Origin of the sequence: Variovorax sp. PBL-E5 (assembly GCF_901827185.1) — a bacterium.
In the GTDB taxonomy this organism is placed as follows: Bacteria; Pseudomonadota; Gammaproteobacteria; order Burkholderiales; family Burkholderiaceae_C; genus Variovorax.
The window spans coordinates 1-15195 of record NZ_LR594671.1; the positions used below are offsets into that span (position 1 = coordinate 1).

A 15195-nucleotide genomic window follows, 5' to 3' on the forward strand; every position below is an offset into this window, starting at 1 on the left:
ATGCCGAGTGACAGCATCGGTGACAGCCTCTGGCAGGCTTGCGTCGATCAGCTCGCGCAGGAACTGTCCGAACAGCAGTTCAATACCTGGATCAAACCCCTGACGGCGCGGGTCGCAGACGACCTGTCCCGCGTCACGGTGTTCGTCGCCAACCGCTTCAAGCTCGACTGGATCCGGGCCCAGTACGCCGGCAAGATCGCATCGATGGCCGAGAAGCTCTATGGCCAGCCGGTAATCATCGAGTTAGCGCTCGCTCCTCGTGAAGTGATTACCAGGCCTACCTCACTGGCCGTGGTGTCGGAAACCGACGTGCCGCGCGACATGGCAGGCCCGGGTGAGGATCCGGCCGCCGCCAGCTTCAAGAACCGGCTGAATTCGGGCCTGACTTTCGACACCCTGGTCGAAGGCACCGCCAACCGCATGGCGCGCGCTGCCGCCATGCATGTGGCAGGCATGCCCGGCCATCTCTACAACCCGTTGTTCATCTATGGCGGCGTCGGTCTGGGCAAGACCCACCTGATGCATGCGGTGGGCAACCGCCTGCTGTCGGAGCGGTCCGAAGCCAAAGTTCTCTACATCCATGCCGAGCAATTCGTTTCGGATGTGGTCAAAGCTTATCAGCGCAAGACTTTCGACGAATTCAAGGAACGCTATCACTCGCTCGATCTGCTGCTGATCGACGATGTCCAGTTCTTCGCCAACAAGGACCGTACGCAGGAAGAGTTCTTCAATGCGTTCGAAGCCCTGCTCGCCAAGAAGTCGCACATCGTCATGACGAGCGACACCTATCCCAAGGGCCTGGCCGACATCCACGAGCGGCTGGTGTCGCGCTTCGATTCCGGCCTGACGGTCGCGATCGAACCCCCCGAGCTCGAGATGCGCGTCGCGATCCTGATCAACAAGGCACGCGTCGAAAGCGTCGAGATGCCCGAGGAAGTGGCCTTCTTCGTGGCGAAGAACGTGCGCTCCAACGTGCGCGAGCTCGAAGGCGCGCTGCGCAAGATCCTTGCGTACTCGCGCTTCAACCAGAAGGACATCTCGATCGCGCTCGCGCGCGAAGCGCTGCGCGACCTGCTCTCGATCCAGAACCGGCAGATCTCGGTCGAGAACATCCAGAAAACGGTGGCCGACTACTACAAGATCAAGGTCGCCGACATGTACTCGAAGAAGCGTCCTGCTTCGATTGCACGACCGCGCCAGATCGCCATGTACCTGGCCAAGGAGCTGACCCAGAAAAGCCTGCCCGAGATCGGCGAGCTCTTCGGCGGCCGCGACCACACCACCGTGCTGCACGCCGTGCGCAAGATCTCGGGCGAGCGCCAGCAGCTCACCGAACTCAACCAGCAGTTGCACGTGCTCGAACAGACGCTCAAGGGCTGACGAATGACTGTCATCGCAGATTCGCATCGGCCTGTCAAAGGACAACTCTGGGGACAGTTCCGGCACAAGAAGGACCTTGTCCACAGCCGCGGCGTGAAGGCCGAAGTTGTGCGCCTCGGCACGACAGCACCGAAGCACGGCTGCGCACAGCCGGCCGACTGCAGCAACTCCCTGTCACGAAAGCGGAAAATCGCCCTGTCCACAGCAGGGAGCGTCCCTTATCTACTACTACTAAGTTGAATTAAAGAAATAAGGAAGAGGTAAGACATGATCGTATTGAAGGCAACTCAAGACAAAGTCCTCGCAGCGCTGCAGTCGGTGGCAGGGATCGTGGAACGGCGCCATACGCTGCCGATCCTGGCCAACGTGCTCATTCGCAAGACCGGCGGCCAGCTGCAGCTCACCACGAGCGACCTCGAAATCCAGATCCGTACCCAGGCCGAGCTCGGCGGCGATGAAGGCAGCTTCACGACCACCGTGGGTGCTCGCAAGCTCATCGACATTCTGCGCACGATGCCGTCCGACCAGACCGTGAGCCTCGAGTCGAGCGCGAACAAGCTGGTGCTCAAGGGCGGCAAGAGCCGCTTCACGCTGCAGTCGCTGCCGGCCGAGGACTTTCCGCTGGTGCAGGAGTCGGCCAATTTCGGCCCGGTTTTCAGCGTGCCGCAGAAGACGCTCAAGGACCTGCTCAGCCAGGTCTCGTTCGCGATGGCAGTGCACGACATCCGTTACTACCTCAACGGCATCCTGTTCGTCGCCGAAGGCAAGCAGCTGAGCCTCGTGGCCACCGATGGCCATCGTCTGGCTTTTGCTTCTGCAACGCTCGACGTCGAAGTGCCGCGCCAGGAAGTCATCCTGCCGCGCAAGACCGTGCTCGAGATGCAGCGCCTGCTGTCGGACGCCGAAGGCGCGATCGAAATGCAGTTCGCGAACAACCAGGCCAAGTTCAGCTTCGGTGGCATGGAGTTCGTCACCAAGCTGGTCGAAGGCAAGTTCCCCGACTACAACCGCGTGATTCCCAAGAACCACAAGAACAGCGTGACGCTGGGCCGCGCGCCGTTGCTGGCGAGCCTTCAGCGCACGGCAATCCTGACCAGCGAGAAGTTCAAGGGCGTGCGGCTCAACATCGAGCCCGGTACCTTGCGCATCGCGTCCAACAACGCCGAGCAGGAAGAAGCGCAGGACGAACTCGACATCGACTACGGCGGCGATGCGATCGAGATCGGCTTCAACGTGACCTATCTGATCGATGCGCTCGCCAACATGGGCCAGGAAATGGTGAAGCTGGAGCTGGCCGATTCCAACAGCTCGGTGCTGATGACAGTGCCCGAGAACGCGTCGTTCAAGTACGTTGTGATGCCAATGAGGATTTAGCACACCCCGGCTTGCCTCACTTCGTGGGGCCGCCCACCCCCTTGCAGGGGTAATACCGGCGGACCGGCTGAGCCGGATCCGCGGTATTTCTGGAAATGAAGAGAGAACGCCGGTGAGCCGAGTCCCTGAGAGAAAGATCCTGATGAGTGAAGAAAACAAGCCGGAAGTGCCGCACACCGAGCCGGTCTACACGCCTGAAATCGACAACGCGATTCCGATCGAAGTGACACCGGCCGCGGACAATTCCTATGGTGAAGGTGCCATCACGATCCTCGAGGGCCTGGAGGCGGTGCGCAAGCGCCCGGGCATGTACATCGGCGACACCTCCGACGGCACCGGCCTGCATCACCTCGTGTTCGAAGTGGTCGACAACTCGATCGACGAGGCGCTCGCAGGTTATTGCGACGACATCGTGGTTACCATCCACACCGATAACTCGGTGTCCGTCACCGACAACGGCCGCGGCATTCCGACCGGCGTCAAGATGGACGACAAGCACGAGCCCAAGCGCTCGGCGTCCGAGATCGCGCTGACCGAGTTGCATGCAGGTGGCAAGTTCAACCAGAACAGCTACAAAGTCTCGGGCGGTCTGCACGGCGTCGGTGTGAGCTGCGTCAACGCGCTCAGCAAGATGCTGCGGCTCACCGTGCGTCGCGACGGCAAGGTGCATACGCTGGAGTTCAGTAAGGGCTTCGTGCAGAACCGCATCGTCGAGACCGTCAACGGCGTCGAAGTCTCGCCAATGAAGATCACGGGCGAAACCGAAAAACGCGGCACCGAAGTGCACTTCCTGCCCGATGATGAGATCTTCAAGGAAAACGCAGATTTCCATTACGAGATCCTCAGCAAACGCCTGCGCGAGTTGAGCTTCCTCAACAATGGCGTGCGCATCCGCCTGCTTGATGAGCGCACCGGCAAGGAAGATGATTTTTCCGGTGCTGGCGGCGTCAAGGGCTTCGTCGAATTCATCAACAAGGGCAAGACCGTCCTGCACCCCAACGTGTTCTACGCGATGGGCGAGAAGCCGGCCGACACCTACGGCGGCATTCCAGGCACGCACATCGGCGTCGAGGTCGCGATGCAGTGGAACAGTGGCTACAACGAGCAGGTGCTGTGCTTCACCAACAACATCCCGCAACGCGATGGCGGCACCCACCTGACCGGCCTGCGTGCCGCGATGACGCGCATCATCAACAAGTACATCGAAGAGAATGAGTTCGCCAAGAAGGCCAAGGTCGAGGTCACCGGCGACGACATGCGCGAAGGCCTGTGCTGCGTGCTGAGCGTGAAGGTGCCGGAGCCCAAGTTCTCGAGCCAGACCAAGGACAAGCTGGTGTCAAGCGAGGTGCGCGCGCCGGTCGAGGACATCGTCGGCCGACTGCTCTCCGACTACCTGCAGGAACGCCCGAACGACGCCAAGATCATCTGCGGCAAGATCGTCGATGCGGCGCGCGCGCGCGAAGCCGCCCGCAAGGCGCGCGAGATGACGCGCCGCAAGGGCGTGCTCGACGGCATGGGCCTGCCCGGCAAGCTGGCCGATTGCCAGGAGAAGGATCCGGCGCTCTGCGAGGTCTACCTGGTGGAGGGTGACTCCGCCGGCGGCTCGGCCAAGCAGGGCCGCGACCGGAAGTTCCAGGCCATCCTGCCGTTGCGCGGCAAGATCCTCAACGTCGAGAAGGCGCGCTACGAGAAGCTGCTGACCAGCAACGAAATCCTGACCATGATCACCGCGCTTGGCACCGGCATCGGCCGCGCGGGCGCGACCAGCGCGGGCGGCGGCGCCGACGACTTCAATGTCGCCAAGCTGCGCTACCACCGCATCATCATCATGACCGACGCCGACGTCGACGGCGCGCACATCCGCACGCTGCTGCTGACCTTCTTCTATCGGCAGATGCCCGAACTGGTCGAGCGCGGCCACATCTACATCGCACAGCCGCCGCTCTACAAGGTGAAGGTCGGCAAGGAGGAGCAATACCTCAAGGACGGCCCGGCGCTCGATGCCTTCCTGCTCAAAGTCGCGCTCAAGGATGCCAGCGTCGAGACCGGTGGCGCGCAGCCGACCACGCTCAAAGGCGACGCCCTCGCCGAGCTCGCGCGCAAGCATCAGCTGGCCGAGGCCGTCATCGCGCGCCTGGGCGTGTTCCTCGATGCGGCGGCCTTGCGCGCGATCGCCGACGGCGTGTCGCTGGACCTCGAGACGACGGCAAGTGCCGAAGCCTCCGCGGTGGCCCTGCAGAACAAGCTGCGCGAACTCAACACCACAGGCGCGCCGGCCGAGGTCGCCAGCGAGTTCGACGCCCGCAGCGACAAGCCGCTGCTGCGCATCAGCCGCCGTCACCACGGCAACATCAAGAGCAGCGTGCTGACGCAGGACTTCGTGCACGGCGCCGACTATGCGGCGCTGGCCGAGGCGGCCAAGACCTTCCGCGATTTGCTGGGCGATGGTGCCGTGGTCAAGCGCGGCGAAGGCGAACGCGCCAAGGAAGAGAAGGTCAACGACTTCCGCGAGGCGATGCGCTGGCTCATCGGACAGGCCGAAAACGCCACCTCGCGCCAGCGCTACAAGGGCCTGGGCGAGATGAACCCCGAGCAATTGTGGGAGACCACGATGGACCCCACGGTGCGGCGCCTGCTGCGCGTCCAGATCGACGACGCGATCGAAGCCGACCGCGTGTTCACGATGCTGATGGGCGACGAGGTCGAGCCGCGGCGGGAGTTCATCGAGCAGAACGCGCTGCGGGCGGCGAATATCGACGTGTGAGCGCCGGCCCTCTGGCCGCCATCTCGAAAGCTAGCGACACCGCAACGCGAACTGCCGATCGCGTGCCTGCTTCTTTTCGTTCCTGATCCGATCCTGCTCCGAGGCCGGCTGCGGTTGTCGTGCCAGTGCATCGAGCCAGCCGATCCTGGTTTCGATTTCGCTGCATTCCGATGCAGTGCGGTCCACGTTGCGCGCCACGCGTTCCTCGTGCTGTGTCTGGGCGAGTGCTGCCGAACGGTTGTCTCGAAGAGAAGCTTCGCGTACCTGCGGACTCATGCCGTCGGCGAGATTGAGATCCGGTCGAACGGCCATGATGATGGACTGCGCGCCCTGCGGGCACGGCCCGTCGGAGTAGGCTGCACCGCCGCTGCGCGAGACGCATTTCGTGATCGGCGTGACACGAGCCCCAGGTCCATCGCTCGTGATCGGCGAGGGCGCCGATGAGCGCATCGCCGGTGTGATGGTGGGAGAACTCAGCGATGTGCCTGCGTCGGTGCGGTTTTGCTGCGAGGGGAAAAGACGCTGCGCCTCGCGCGATTCCATCCATCGTTGCCCGCCCAGACAGACGGCGACGAGTACACCAAGCCAGATCAGAAGCGAAAGCAGCCATGGCCGGCCCTGCTTCGGCCGCAACGCGCGTTCCCATTCTGCGAGCACCGTGCGGCGCTCGTCCATGTGATCGTTGTCGTCGGTACCCATCGCGGTGCCGAGTGTCTTCGATCGTGATTGCGCGCGGTGCGGGTTGGCGCTTACGACCTCGGTATTCATGAAATAGTGCCGGCCCGATCGATCTCCGATCGCCGCGTCCACGCTCCCTCCGCGTAAACGCTATGTCGAGCCCGAGTCTTGCTAAGGAAAATTCCCGGCGATTCCCACGCCGTTTTCTTGACAAGGACAGCACCGAAATGAACCCGATCCGGTTTTGGCAACCCGTCGCCGCCTTGGCGTTCTTCGGTGCGATGGCGTCGGTGCATGCGCTGACCAATCCGCCGATCCGCGTGGCGCAAGGCGTCGAATACATGTGCGGCGGAAACGGCAGCGCCGAGGCAGCGTTCATGCAGACGGTCGAGCCGCGCTGGGCGGCAGCCCTCGAGTTTTCGGTGAGCCGCGCCAAACCGGGCCATGTCCCGGCCGGCGTGAAAGTGGTGGTGCGCGAGCGCTATTCGAACCGGCAGGTGATGGAAGCGTCGGCCGATGCGCCCTTCATGCTCGCCCGGCTCGAGCCCGGTGCCTACGAAGTCGAGGCGACGTTGGCCGGCGTGACGCTGGAGCAGCCGCTGACGGTGTTCAATGGCCAGTCGTCCAAGGCAGTCTTCGTCTGGCCGTCGAACATCGACTTCGCTGCCGCGACGGGGTTGCCGCGGACGGAGCAGCAAGCCGCTGCGCGCACCGGCGACTGAGCTGGCTCGGCGGCGGTTTCGGCGCCGAGGTACCCACGAGCGCGCCGCAGAATTCAGGTTCGCCTAAGCCTTGCTGGGGATAGTGGCGCCGTGAAGTTCGCTTCACGCCAACTCGAGCAAGGACACAGCGATGAACACGATCCGGTTTTGGCGGCCCGCAGCCGCGCTTGCAATTGGCGGTGCGTCACTTTTCGGTGCGTTGGCCGCCCATGCGATCTACAACCCGCCGATCCACATGGCGAACGGCATCGAATACATGAGCGGCGGCATCGGCAGCGACGAGGCCGCGCTGATGAAGACGGTGTCGCCGCGCTGGCCGGCGACTTTCGAATTCGCCGTCAAGGACAGGAACGACAAGAACGGCGGCGACTTCGCGGCCGGCATCTCGGTGACGGTGCGCGACGCGTCCGGCCACGAGGTACTCAGCCATGTCTCCGCGGACGGCCCCTTCATGGTCGCGCGGCTCGATCCGGGCCGCTACGAGGTCGAGGCCACGCTGGCCGGCCAGACGCTGAAGCAGGAGGTCGAGGTCCAAGCAGGGATGCCGGCCAAGACCCTCTTCGTCTGGCCCGCGGGCACGGACACCACCAGCGCGCATTCGTGACAGCCGGCGGCGTCGGCTGACGCCGCCATCGGACCAGGATCCTTCCGGATGCTTGGTCCACCCCGAGCGGATGGCCCTTGGCCTTGCGCCGCGTGCGGGAAAGAAAATGCCGCCCGCGCCGTGGCACGGACCTTGAATAGAGTGGCGAACGCTCTCACATGGGCTGTCTGGGTTCTGCCCGTCTTTCAAGGCCTCGATGCCGCTCCGTCCGCTGACCCTTCTCATCGCTCTGCTGCATGTCTACGTCGGACTGCGGCTGCTGCCCGCGCTGCAGGCGTGGACGCTCGCCTGGCCGCTGCTGCTGGCGGCGCTGGTGGTGTCCGCGGCGACCATGCCGCTGCCCTTCATCGGCCGGCGTTCTGCGCGCCGGCCGATGCCGGATGTCTGGAAGTGGATCGGGCTCCTGAGCATGGGCTGGTTCTCCTCGATGTTCGTGCTCACGATCGTGCGCGACGCTGGGCTGCTGCTGGGCTGGCTGGCCACGCTCATCGGCGGATGGGAGATCGATGGGCAGCCATGGCGCTCATGGAGCGCTGTCGCCGTGCCGCTTGCGGCGACCGTGATCTCGCTGATCGGCCTTCTCAACGCCCGGCGCACGGCCGGCGTGGTGCGGGTCGACGTGCCGATCCGCGACCTGCCACGGGCGCTGAGCGGCTTCACGATCGCGCAGCTGAGCGACATCCATGTCGGTCCGACGATCAAGCGCGGCTACATCCAGCGCATCGTCGAGGCGGTCAACGGCCTGGGTGCCGACATGGTCGCGATCACGGGTGACCTGGTCGACGGCACGGTGCACGAACTGCGCGACCATGTGGCGCCGCTCGCGAGCCTGCGCGCCCGGCACGGCACCTTCGTGGTCACCGGCAACCATGAGTACTACGCCGGTGCGCATGCCTGGGTCGACGAATTGCGCCGGCTCGGCATGCGCGTGCTGATGAACGAGCACGTGGTCCTGCAGACGCGCAACACCACCGGCGCGCAGACCGAGGAAGAAGAACTCGAGAGTGCGCTCGTGGTGGCGGGCGTCACCGACTACACCGCGGTGCATTTCGATGCCGCACATGCGAGCGACCCGCAGGGCGCGCTGTACGGTGCACCGCCGCTGGTGCACACGCGGCTGCTGCTGGCGCACCAGCCGCGCAGCGCCCCGGCCGCGGCCGATGCGGGTTTCCACCTGCAGCTGTCGGGCCATACGCACGGCGGCCAGTTCTTTCCATGGAACCTGTTCGTGCCACTGCAGCAGCCCTTCACGGCGGGTCTGCACAAGCTGCGCGAGATGTGGGTCTACACCAGCCGCGGCACCGGCTACTGGGGACCGCCCAAGCGTTTCGGCGCGCCGTCCGAGATCACCTTGCTGCGCCTGGTGCAGGCCGTCTGAGGCGGGCCGCGGCCTCGCGCGAGCTGTCTCAGGCTTGCGCGCTCAGCCTGCGCGCGTTGGATGTCGCCTTCGCATGGATGGGTTTCAGCCCGCGCTGGACGATGCGTGCGCTGGCGCTGGACAGCTGACTGGCCGTGGCGGCCGAGCGGGCCGCGGCGCTGCCGAGTGTCCTGGCATGTGTGACGGCCTGCTCGGTATCGGTACTGGTGATGAGCGCGAGGAGCGCGGCCGCGCCGATCAGCCATTGCTGCAAGGCGCGCTGCACCAGCGCGAACTGGGTGGTGTGCAGCTGGTTCGCCATCGCCGCGCCGGATTCGGTGGCGGCCGCCAGCTTTTCCTGCCCCATCAGCTGGAACTCCGCCAGATCGGCCGCGCTCGGCGTGAGGCCGGCCTGTGCGATGCGCTCGGTCCGCATCCGGATCACCGAGCCGGAGGACAGCAGCATCTCGTGGGTCTTGAGACCGACGTCGGCCCACAGCATGAGCGGGTTGAAGAAGCGAGGGGAGGATGACAGGCTGGGCGACATGACCTCACTATAGGCCTTTGCACGGCGAATTGCTGCACTGCAGCATGAATTTGGTGGTGGCGTCCTACTTGCGAGGATCGACCGGCAGACGCAGCGGCGCCCGTCTCCGTCATGGACTCCGCGCGTGCGTGGCGAGCCCCGGCCGGGTCGGATCGAAGACGCTGTGGTAGTGCATGAGCCACAGGGCCTCGCCGGCATCCGACGCTGGTGCCTGGTCGCGCTGGACGCCGGGTCCGAACTCGATCTCCTCGCCGCGGCCTCGTACGCTGCGTTCGGGCGTGAAGAGAGCCCAGCGTCGGTGCATGAAACGGCGCGCGAAGAAGGGCGACACCGCCTCGACGACATGGTGGACGGGCTCGAACCATGCGGCGTTCAAGGGGCCCTCGTCGTCATCCTCCTCGATGGTGCAGAAGCGAACGAAGGCCTTCATCCGGTGCATGTCGCGCCGCACGGCCTGCGCCATGTGCTGCGCGTGCAGCCGTTCCGCGTCGAGCGGCGCATGGCCGAGGGCGGGTTCGTGCACCAGACGCCAGAGCAGTCGGTACAGCAGCGCGAAGCGCGCAGGATCCTCATGAAGGACGACGGTCTCGCACAGCGATACGAAGGAACGCGGCACCACCAGGTTCATGCTGCCGCGCGCGGATTCGGCAGCGTGGCCGCGTGCAGCCGGCCGGGTGCATAGATCGGATGCGATCACCGATGGCGTGTGCCAGCTCACCGCTTCAGGCGGCACCAGACGGGCGAGCAGCCCGCGAACTTCCTGGCGAAAGCCGGGCCAGTCGGTCTCGCTCGCGAGCATGACGGTGTGCTGCAACATGCCGCCAAGTTAGGACGCGGCGCGATCGCATGTTGTAGGCGGTCAGGTGGAAAACAGAGAGGCCTCGACCGGCGTGCGCGGCCGTCGCATGTCAGCGGGCAGGTGATGGCGCTACGCCGCCGCGGCGGCGGCGAGCTTCCTCGCGTTGGCTTCCATCGCGAGGTAGAGCAGCGTGGCCACCGCGAGCGGCGCCCAGTAGTAGACCGCGCGGTACATCAGCACGGCGGCGATCAGCGTGGTGTTCGACAGCGGCGGTGCCAGCAGCGCGACGAAGACGCCCTCCAGCACGCCGAGTCCGGCCGGCACGCGCGACAGCAGGCCGGCGACGGCGCCGGTCAGCAGCACGCTCAGCGCCGTCGGGTAGCCGACCTTGTCCTGCAGCAGCACATCCATGATCGCACCCATGACCGCCCAGTTGGCGATCGAGATCACCAGCTGGATGCCCGCGAGGCGCAGGCCGGGCAGGCCGATCTCGTGGCCGGCCACGGTCCACTCGCGCCGGCGCGAGAAGGCGCACAGCGCGAGATAGCCCAGTGCCACCGCGACCAGTGCCCCGCCGAGCACCTGCAGCGCGCCGACGCCGATGTGCCAGTCCGCGGGCAGCGCGAGCGGCCAGCAGAGGAAAGCCAGGCCCGCCAGCAGGAAGTAGCCGAGCCAGTTGGTCAGCATGCTGGTGCCGACGACGCGCGTGATGGTGGCCGCTTCAAGCCCCAGCCGCGAATACAGCCGCGCCCGCATCCCGACCGCGCCGACCAGGGTGCCCAGGTTGAGATTGAAGGCATAGCTCACGAAGGTGATGCCCATCACCGTCGGCGCGCGCAGCGCGTGGCCGGTGTAGCGGCGCCCGACCAGATCGAAGCTGCTGTAGATCAGGTGGCTCGCGGCGCTCAGCGTGGCAGCGGTCAGCAGTACGGCGGACGGATAGGCGCCGATCGCATCGAACACCTCGCGCCACTCGATGGCTCGCGCCTGGAAGATGAGCAGCGCGGCGACGAAGAGCAGGAAGCCGCTCACGACAACGCGCCTGGCCCAGGGCCACCAAGCTTTGGGCTCACCCCCAGGCTTGCCCACTTCGTGTGGCCGCCAACCCCCTTGCAGGGGGCAACACCGGCGGCCCGGCGGAGCCGGTTCCGCGGTGTTCTTCATGCTGCGTCCGTCTGCGTGGCGCCGCTGCCGGGCTCGGGCGGCGCCTCGAGCGGCTTCAGCCGCGGCGCATGGCGCGGCAGCCAGCTGGCCCAGCGCGGATACCAGCGCAGCAGGTGGAAGATGAAGAAGCTGCGCACCAGGCGCCAGCCGCTCCATTCCGTCAGGTCCGATGTCTGCACCTGCTTGCAGTTGTGGCGCATGAGCTCGTTCAGCCGCCCCGCGAGCACGTGGTTGAAATCCTTGTCCCGCACAATGACGTTCGATTCGAGATTGAGCGACAGGCTCAGCGGGTCGAGATTGCTCGAACCGACGGTGCTCCATTGATCGTCGACCACGGCGACCTTGCCGTGCAGCGGGCGCTCGCAGTATTCGTAGATGCGCACGCCGGCATGCAGCAGGTGGTGATAGAGCATGCTGGCCGCGACCTTGACGATCGGCATGTCCGGCTCGCCCTGCAGGATCAGCCGCACGTCGACGCCGCGCCGTGCCGCGCGCCGCATCTCCTTGATGAGCCGATAGCCCGGAAAGAAGTAGGCGTTGGCAATGATGATGCGGTGACGCGCCGTGCGGATCGCGGCGCGGTAGTGGCGTTCGATGTCGTTCGTGTGGCGGCGGTTGTCGCGCGTCACGAACTGCACGTCGGCGGTGCCGGTGGGCGCGCTCTCTTCGTGGCGCGCCGCCTTGAGGCGGCGGCGGAACCAGCCCGGGCCCTTGCCGCCGACCGCGATCGCATGCAGCACGAAGCGATGGATCTCCGACACGATCGGGCCGGTGAGCTCGACCGCATAGTCCTGCTTGGCCTTGGGCCCGAAATCCATCAGATGATCGGCCGAGAAGTTGATGCCGCCCACGAAGCCGCGCAGGCCATCGATCACCACCAGCTTGCGGTGCATGCGCCGAAAGAGATTGAGGCGCTGGCCGAACAGGCGCGAGCCGGGATCGAAGACGCGCACTTTGACGCCGGCCGAGGTCAGGCCCTCGATGAAGGCCGGCGACAGATCGGGCGAACCGAAGCCGTCGATCATGAGGTCGACCTTGACGCCGCGCAGCGCGGCCGAGCGCAGCGCGGCGTGCAACTGTTCGCCGACCTTGTCTTCCAGCAGGATGAAGGTCTCGACGATCACCTCGCGCTCCGCCGCGCGGATCATCTCGAACACGCGCGGATAGAAGGCTTCGCCGTTCTCCAGCAACTCGAGGTGGTTGCCGGCGACCCAGTTGTTGCTCATGGGAGGCGCCCGTTCACAGTTCGATCTCCGCCACCAGCGGCGCGTGGTCCGACAGGTGCGACCAGGGCTTGCGCGGCAGCACGATGGGCGCATGCACGCCGGCGTTGCGCACATAGATGCGGTCCAGCGCGAGCAGCGGAAAGCGCGCCGGAAAGGTCTTGGCCGCACTGCCGTTGGCATGCACGAACACCTCGCGCAGCGAGGCGCCCTCGGCAAGGATCTCGTGGGCCCGGGCGCGCCAGTCGTTGAAGTCGCCGGCGACCACCAGCGGCGCATCGTCGGGCACCTCGTCGCGCACGATGTGGCACAGCAGCTCCAGCTGCTGCTGGCGGTGCGTTTCGGCCAGCCCCAGGTGCACGCAGACTACATGCACGTCGACCGGCCGCCCGGGCAGGCGCAGCACGCAATGCAGCAGGCCGCGCTTTTCCGGACCGGTGATCGACACGTCGTGGTTGCGGAAATGGACGATGGGGAATTTCGACAGCACTGCATTGCCGTGGTGACCCTTCGGATAGACCGCGTTGCGCCCATAGGCGAACTGCGGCCACATGGTATCGGCCAGGAATTCGTAGTGCGGCGCCTCGGGCCAGTTGTCGACCTTGCGCGAATGGCGCGAATGCGTGCCGAGCACTTCCTGCAGGAACACCACGTCGGCGCCCACGGTGCGCACCGCATCCCGCAGCTCGGGCAGGATGAACCTGCGGTTCAGCGCCGTGAAGCCCTTGTGGGTGTTCACGGTCATGACCTTCAGGGAAGTGGGCGTGGCTGTCGCAACGGCCGCAGGGGAGAGAGACATCAGGTGTTCGGTTGTAAGCCGCCGCTCGCCGCCCGGCTGTAGGAACGCGCCACCTTCTTCATACTTCCAAAGTCAAAGGCCCGCAGCGCCTGATCGCTGCGGGCCTTTCTTTTCCGTGACGCCGGCAGGCGTCATGGACTCAACCCTTGTCGTGGGCCGGCGCTTCGTTGCCGGCATGGCCCATGTGGCCCATATGGCCGCCGCGGCCGTGGCCGGCGAAGTGCATCGCCTCGACGTCGAAGATCTTCTGCTGCACCGGCGAGAGGGCGGCATAGAAGTTGCGCGTGGCTTCGGCACGCTTGGCGAACATCGCGCTGCGTTCGGCCTGGCGCGCCTGGATGCGGTCGAGGCGCTGCGGCGTCGTCAGCTTGGCGAACTCGGCGCGATCGAAACGGGCCGCGCCGGCCGGACGGGCAGGCTGCTGCTGCGCGGCCGTGAAGCTTTGCCAGGCGCTTTCCTGGGCGGGCGTGATCTGGAGCACCAGCTTGAGATCGGCCATCCGCTTGGCGCGATGCGCCTGCATGCGTTCCATGCGCTGGGCCGGGTCCATGTGCCCGTGCTGCGCCGCAGGCCGGGCATGAGACTGCGTTTCGGCTGCGGGCACGCCGGGCGCCGAGGGCGCCTGCGCGAACGCACCGGCCGAGCAGAAGGTGGCGGACGCCAGCAAGCCGGCGAGGAGGAGGTTTTTGCGAGAAGAGATCATGGCAGTGCTTCCTTTCGAAGAAGCCTGCCACCGAGGGGCAGCAGGTGAGACGAAGTGTGGCGGCGCTCTGTAACGCGGCCGTGAGGACAGCGTTAGCGCGCGTAAAGATAGATGAACCCGGCAGCGTGGCGTCGGGCTTCAGGCAGGCTCGATGCGCAGCCTCAGCCTGCATTCCCAGATTTCGCCGGCCGCCAGAAGATGCCAACCCGTGTCGGTGCGGCCTTGCTGCATCAGGTTGGCCGCGTCCGCGACGTGCGAGACCGGCTCGACGCAGAAGTAGCTCCCGGCCTCGGGCGAGGGACGATGCAGCACCCGATGAGACAGCACCTCGTCGGTCTCGATGCGAATGCGGTGTCCGTCCGCGGCTTCCAGTTCGACGGGGCCCGAGCAGCCGCTGTAGTACTGCGTGAGCGAGCCATTGTGCAGGGCACGCGGTATCGCGTAGTCATCGTGGGCTTCCGGTGGCCGCGGCGCGGTCGCCAGGAATTCGGCATCGGGCGGCCACACCGTCCGCGCATCGAAACGCAGGCGATGGCCGAAGCGGTCCGGGACATAGGGATGGAAGCCGCAGCCGCAAGGCATGGTCTCGCCGCTGTCATTGGTGATCCGCAGGCCGAGCGTCATGCCGTTCTCGTCGAGCGCGATGTGCTGCCTCGCGCGGAATGCCCACGGCCATCCCGCAGCGCCTGCCGCGTGGCGGTATTCCATCGTCGCGCTGCTCGCCTCATGCTGGATCAGCTGCCAGGGCATCTGCTGGCTGCCGCCATGCAGCGCATGCGCTTCTCCCGGATGGATCGGCAACCGGACCTGGCGCCCGTTCCAGCTGAAGCGTCCCGCACGGATGCGGTTGGAAAACGGCACCAGCGGATAGCACCCTGCCTTGGGCCAGGCGGTCGATTCGAAACCGTCCGCGCGCACCGCGTCGGCCAGCGGCACCAGCCAGTCGATGTCACTCCCGCCACGCAGCCCGGTCGACCTCAACGCCGTGATGCGGCCGCCGGCCGCGGGCGCCAGCAGCGCCCGCAGCCTGTCGCAGCGCAGGACGATCTCGGGCGAGACATGCAGGCGTGCCACGTGCGCC

14 protein-coding genes are annotated in these 15195 nt (G+C 65.9%); 6 read left to right on the forward strand and 8 right to left on the reverse strand.

The features are described 5' to 3' along the window. The 3 genes from dnaA to gyrB form a co-directional block, all read left to right on the forward strand. On the forward strand, window positions 1-1380 hold a 1380-nt coding region (gene dnaA / locus WDLP6_RS00005), incomplete at its 5' end, for a chromosomal replication initiator protein DnaA (protein WP_162590693.1). A gap of 267 nt (window positions 1381-1647) precedes the next feature. After that, entirely contained in the window at window positions 1648-2754 is a 1107-nt protein-coding gene (gene dnaN / locus WDLP6_RS00010) for a DNA polymerase III subunit beta (RefSeq protein WP_162590694.1), read from the forward strand. 139 nt (window positions 2755-2893) lie between these two features. Continuing rightward, complete coding sequence (gene gyrB, locus WDLP6_RS00015; protein WP_162594911.1) at window positions 2894-5518, forward strand: DNA topoisomerase (ATP-hydrolyzing) subunit B; 2625 nt, start codon at window positions 2894-2896, stop codon at window positions 5516-5518. Window positions 5519-5548: 30 nt separating this feature from the next. Here gyrB and WDLP6_RS00020 read toward each other — a convergent pair whose 3' ends face one another. After that, the gene (locus tag WDLP6_RS00020) at window positions 5549-6328 is read right to left on the reverse strand and encodes a hypothetical protein (protein WP_162590695.1); all 780 of its coding nucleotides are present in this window, start codon (window positions 6326-6328) and stop codon (window positions 5549-5551) included. Window positions 6329-6423: 95 nt separating this feature from the next. Here WDLP6_RS00020 and WDLP6_RS00025 point away from each other — a divergent pair, with 95 nt between their 5' ends. The 3 genes from WDLP6_RS00025 (at window position 6424) to WDLP6_RS00035 (ending at window position 8900) form a co-directional block, all read left to right on the forward strand. Next, window positions 6424-6918, forward strand: a complete 495-nt coding sequence (locus WDLP6_RS00025; RefSeq protein ID WP_162590696.1) for a hypothetical protein — start codon at window positions 6424-6426, stop codon at window positions 6916-6918. Window positions 6919-7048: 130 nt separating this feature from the next. Next, a complete protein-coding gene (locus WDLP6_RS00030; RefSeq protein WP_162590697.1) occupies window positions 7049-7522 on the forward strand; it encodes a carboxypeptidase-like regulatory domain-containing protein in 474 nt (157 codons plus the stop codon). A gap of 196 nt (window positions 7523-7718) precedes the next feature. Then, on the forward strand, window positions 7719-8900 hold the full coding sequence (locus WDLP6_RS00035; RefSeq protein WP_162590698.1) for a metallophosphoesterase: 1182 nt from the start codon (window positions 7719-7721) through the stop codon (window positions 8898-8900). A gap of 28 nt (window positions 8901-8928) precedes the next feature. Here WDLP6_RS00035 and WDLP6_RS00040 read toward each other — a convergent pair whose 3' ends face one another. From WDLP6_RS00040 to WDLP6_RS00070, 7 genes are all read right to left on the reverse strand, one after another. Further along, a complete protein-coding gene (locus WDLP6_RS00040; protein ID WP_162590699.1) occupies window positions 8929-9426 on the reverse strand; it encodes a polyhydroxyalkanoate granule-associated phasin in 498 nt (165 codons plus the stop codon). 109 nt (window positions 9427-9535) lie between these two features. After that, window positions 9536-10243 carry a TIGR03915 family putative DNA repair protein gene (locus WDLP6_RS00045; protein ID WP_162590700.1) on the reverse strand — a complete coding sequence of 236 codons (708 nt, stop codon included), beginning with the start codon at window positions 10241-10243 and terminating at the stop codon, window positions 9536-9538. A 111-nt stretch (window positions 10244-10354) separates the two neighbouring features. Next, complete coding sequence (locus WDLP6_RS00050; protein ID WP_232076913.1) at window positions 10355-11257, reverse strand: lysylphosphatidylglycerol synthase transmembrane domain-containing protein; 903 nt, start codon at window positions 11255-11257, stop codon at window positions 10355-10357. A 128-nt stretch (window positions 11258-11385) separates the two neighbouring features. Further along, window positions 11386-12615, reverse strand: coding sequence for a cardiolipin synthase ClsB (clsB, locus tag WDLP6_RS00055; RefSeq protein WP_162590702.1), 1230 nt, complete (start codon window positions 12613-12615; stop codon window positions 11386-11388). A 13-nt stretch (window positions 12616-12628) separates the two neighbouring features. After that, window positions 12629-13411: an endonuclease/exonuclease/phosphatase family protein gene (locus WDLP6_RS00060; RefSeq protein WP_162590703.1), complete on the reverse strand. Its 783-nt coding sequence runs from the start codon at window positions 13409-13411 to the stop codon at window positions 12629-12631. A gap of 139 nt (window positions 13412-13550) precedes the next feature. Continuing rightward, a complete protein-coding gene (locus WDLP6_RS00065; protein WP_162590704.1) occupies window positions 13551-14114 on the reverse strand; it encodes a Spy/CpxP family protein refolding chaperone in 564 nt (187 codons plus the stop codon). A gap of 138 nt (window positions 14115-14252) precedes the next feature. Next, window positions 14253-15188 (reverse strand): aldose epimerase family protein, encoded by a 936-nt coding sequence (locus WDLP6_RS00070; protein WP_162590705.1) that lies wholly within the window; start codon window positions 15186-15188, stop codon window positions 14253-14255. Between the last annotated feature and the right edge of the window lie 7 nt (window positions 15189-15195).